The sequence below is a fragment of the Dokdonella sp. genome (assembly GCF_049593775.1).
Classification (GTDB): Bacteria; Pseudomonadota; Gammaproteobacteria; order Xanthomonadales; family Rhodanobacteraceae; genus Dokdonella.
The window spans coordinates 1-2,366 of record NZ_JBAWHJ010000311.1 but is presented as its reverse complement, the minus strand read 5'-3'; the positions used below and the strand labels follow the sequence as shown (position 1 = coordinate 2,366).

1 protein-coding gene and 1 tRNA gene are annotated in these 2,366 nt (G+C 61.3%); one reads left to right on the top strand and one right to left on the bottom strand.

Translation table 11 applies throughout. The annotated features are described in order from the left end of the window. Positions 1 to 25 precede the first annotated feature (25 nt). Positions 26 to 101, top strand: a tRNA-Thr gene (locus WBP53_RS10830). A gap of 761 nt (positions 102 to 862) precedes the next feature. Here WBP53_RS10830 and WBP53_RS10825 read toward each other — a convergent pair. Beyond that, positions 863 to 2,366 (bottom strand): sulfatase-like hydrolase/transferase (locus tag WBP53_RS10825; RefSeq protein WP_423928786.1); only part of this gene is annotated, 1,504 nt, incomplete at its 5' end.

The following is a 2,366-nucleotide window of genomic DNA, read 5'->3' as shown; positions in this document are numbered from 1 at the left end:
GTCCACTAGAATGCGCACCCCCAACGCCGGCATAGCTCAGTTGGTAGAGCAACCGCCTTGTAAGCGGTAGGTCCCCAGTTCGAATCCGGGTGCCGGCACCAGTTGTGGGCTTGAGAGCGTCTTGCGCAATCGGGAATGCACCAATGAAACTCGCAGGATTGCGGGTTTTTTGTTGCCTGATTCGCGAATAACCAAACGGCACTGATCAGCGCTGGTGCCGCGGCATCCCGTTCTTGTGTCACCGAATGGGGGCTCGGTGAAGCTGCGGGTGCCTGGCGGGCTTTGCTGAATCGCTTGCCGACCGTCGACGCGCGATTCGAGGATGCCGTTTCGCAGCGGGACTCTACTTGCGCCCCACTACCTGGTTTTCGCACACCCCCCTGCATCGGTGATCGCTGGGCAATGCTGCCGTCAGCCGCCGCCATCGAGCGTCACTGGGGGCTCCCTGATTCCCGCAGGTGCTCGGTCAGAAAACATGGCGAGCCCATGGACGCATTCGAACGAGTTCTCCGGAAAGCCCGCTTCTTCGCCTGACAAGGTCGGTTCTGGCTTCAGCGGCTGACTGTTTTCTTGAGTTGAGCGAAATCCTGCGTTCTCGTCAGCCCGCGTCCCGCCAATCGGGCCAGCGACACCAGGATGATGCATGCTGGCCGCTTCGGAGTGATCGTCCGACGAGGTGGTCGCCTTGCATCGGCCGGAGACGCGTTTGCAGTGCAATTGACGTACTCGGGAAGCAAGCAACGATGGGTCGATCCGGGCGAACTGGCGTGATCACGGTCGTCGCTACCTGGGTGGCAGGACATTGGCATTGAAGGGTGCCAACACGAGTTCCTGCATGACGAAGCCCCCGCTCAAAAGCCGATCAGGATCCCGGTGCAGCCAGCATTTCAGCGGCGAGCCTCGCTTCCTCGCTATCTGGGGCGCGTTGCCGGAGCGCGGCGAGTGCATTGCGCGCAGCCTCGTCGTCGCCGCTGGCGAGATAGGTCGCCACCAGCGCGAGGTGTGCTTTCAGATAGTCGGGTGAAATATCTACGGCGCGCTGGAAGAGCCGCCTGGCTTCGATCGCGCGATCATCCTTGAGAGTGAATGTGCCGTAGTTGTACCAGGCCTCGACGTCGTAGGGGCCATCGCTGATGGCCTGCATGAATTGGTCCTCGGCCACCAATGTGTCACCACTTTCGGCAAAATTGATTGCGAGGTCGATACGCGCGGGTACGAATTTCGAATTGGCATCCAGTGCCCGCTCCAGTGCCTTTCTCGATTGCAAGGATTCTCCGCGCGTGCGATGGAAAGTTGCGAGCAGCCAGCCTCCAGGCGCACTCGGGCTGGTGTCGAGAAAGCGCTCCAGTGCCTCGATAGCCTGATCTTGATTGCCTTCCTGGAAGCGGTGTGTGCAAAGCCTGAGCATCAGTGGATCCGACAGACTTCCCAGTTCGTGCAAGCGCTCGGCTATGGCCCATGCTTCATCGATGCGTCCGGCACCAGCAAGCGCGGTCGCATGGAGATCCAGGAACAGGGGGCTGTCATTCGAGGCTGCGATCAGGCGCTCGGTATAAGGCAGCGCAGACTCGGGACGTCCCTGATGAATGAGGTGCTTCGCGCTGGAGAGGTCGTTCAGCATGCCGACCTTGTCCTGCGGTGGGGTGCCACCCTCGTGCAGTGTTTCCACAATCGTCTCGCCGCCTGCAGCAGAACTGTGCAGGTAGCCCAGCGCTTCCAGGCGTTGACGATCGCGATCGTTGAGATGTTCGGTCGTGCTTACTCCGGGCACCGCGTGATCAGCGAGAAACCCGGACAGCTCCTGTCGCATGCGCTGCCCCTCTTCGGGCCGTTCGGCGATCAGGTTGTGGGTTTCCTGCGGATCCACAGCCAGATCGTAGAGCTCCGGACGGGGGCCGTGGATGTACTTGAGGTTTGCATCAAACAGGATGCGCAGCTCTCCCCAGCCATGCGAAAGACGCGGCGAAAGATTCTCGGCGTACTGCATGGCAGGGCCACCTGCCGTGCCACCGGGCTGCCACGCATTCCGCAACGAACGGCCCTGCAGATCGTCCGGGAGTGGAATGCCAAGCAGGTCGAGGACGGTGGGCACGATATCGACGGTGCCTACACGTTCCTCGATCACGGTGCCCGGCGTGACCACGCCTGCCGGCGGACGAATGATCAGCGGCACATGCAGCGTCGAGTTGTACGCGAGCACGGCGTGAGTCACTTCATTGTGTTCGCTCAGGCCTTCGCCGTGATCGGCTGTCATGATGATCAGGGTGTTGTCGAGCACCCCCATTCCATCGAGCTGGTCGAGCAGGAAGCCGAGGCGCGAGTCTGTGTACGCGATCTCGCCGTCGTAGAGGTTGTCCGCGTACAGC